We start from the raw sequence: 1425 nt of genomic DNA, 5'->3' as shown, positions 1-1425 counted from the left end.
GCGGCCGGGCCCTCCCGTTCGAGGAGGTCCGTGCCCTCAACGAGGCCGGCTTCGCCACGCTGCGGGTCCCCGCGGAGGCCGGTGGGCCCGGTGTGGACGTGCGGACCGCCGTGGCCCTGCTGATCGACCTGGCGGAGGCGGACGCGAACGTCGCGCACCTCTACCGCTCGCACCTGGGATTCCTCGACTCCCTCCGCTTCCAGCCCGAGGCCGTCCGCGAGCGCTGGCATGCCCGGATCCTGGCCGGCGCCACGGTCGGCAACGCATCCACCGAGAAGGGCGGCAACGCGCTGGGCACGCTCAACACGGTCCTCACCCCGGCACCCGCGGGCGACGGCCCGTGGACCCTGACTGGCACCAAGTTCTACGCGACCGGCTCGATCTTCTCCTCGCACACGCGCGTCTCCGCCGCCCAGACCGACGCGGACGGGCGACCGGCCCCGGGCCGGCGCTTCGCCGTCGTGCCGGTGGAGGCCCCGGGTGTGCGTCTGGACGACGACTGGGACGGCTTCGGCCAGCGCCTGACCGGCACCGGCACCGCGGTGTTCGACGGCGTCGCCGTGCCGCCGCAGGACGTGCTCGACCGGGCACCCGGCAGCGCCGAGGCGGTCTACGAGGCGGCGTGGTTCCAGCTCATCCTGCTCGCCGTCCTCGCCGGGATCGCCCGGGCGGCCCGTCGGGACGCCGCCGACGCCGTGGCCGTCCGCGTGCGCACCTTCAACACGGGCCTGGGCCTGCCGTTCCGGGAGGACCCGCTGATCCAGGAGGCCGTCGGGCGGATCGCGGCCAAGGCGTTCACGGCCGAGGCCGCGGTGCTCTCGGCGGCGGACGCCCTGGATGCGGCGCTCGCGGACCACGAGGCCGGCCGCACCGGCTCCGGCGCCCCCGAGGAGGTGCCCGCCTCCTTCACGTGGGCCGAGCTGGCGGTGGAGCACGCCCAGGTGACCGTCCCGGAGCTGGCCCTCGGCGCCGCCCAGGAGCTGTTCCTCACCGGTGGGGCCTCCGCCACGAGCACCGCCAAGGGCCTGGACCGGCACTGGCGCAACGCGCAGACGGTGGCCACGCACAATCCCATCGCGTTCCGCGCCCGGGCGATCGGCGACTTCTGGATCAACGGCACCGTGCCCGAGGGCCTCAACGCGATCGGCGACGCCCCGGCCGCCTCCGCGCCCCTCGGCGCCGACGCCCCCGCCTCCGGGGAGGCCGCCCGATGAGCACCCTGCGCACCCACCGTCGCCGGGCCGTGCTCGGCTCGTTCATCGGCACCACCATCGAGTGGTACGACTTCTACCTCTACGGCCTGGCCGCCGCGCTCGTGTTCAACGTGCAGTTCTTCCCCGGCCAGACCGCGTTCGGGGCGACCCTCGCCTCGTTCGCCACGCTCGCCGTCGGCGTCGTGCTGCGCCCGCTGGGCGGGATCGTGGC

General features: G+C 75.4%; 1 protein-coding gene and 1 pseudogene. Both read left to right on the top strand.

All coding sequences use genetic code 11. The features are described 5' to 3' along the window. On the top strand, positions 1–1214 hold a 1214-nt coding region (locus tag KVS67_RS11460), incomplete at its 5' end, for an acyl-CoA dehydrogenase family protein (RefSeq protein WP_217565387.1). Continuing rightward, positions 1211–1425 (top strand): annotated as a pseudogene (locus KVS67_RS11455) (MFS transporter); the annotation flags it as partial. The gene KVS67_RS11460 and the pseudogene KVS67_RS11455, both read left to right, overlap by 4 nt.

The sequence above is a fragment of the Micrococcus sp. GbtcB5 genome, assembly GCF_019091605.1.
In the GTDB taxonomy this organism is placed as follows: Bacteria; Actinomycetota; Actinomycetes; order Actinomycetales; family Micrococcaceae; genus Micrococcus; species Micrococcus luteus.
Note: the sequence above shows the minus strand (reverse complement) of the source record. Positions and strands in the feature narration are given on the sequence as shown.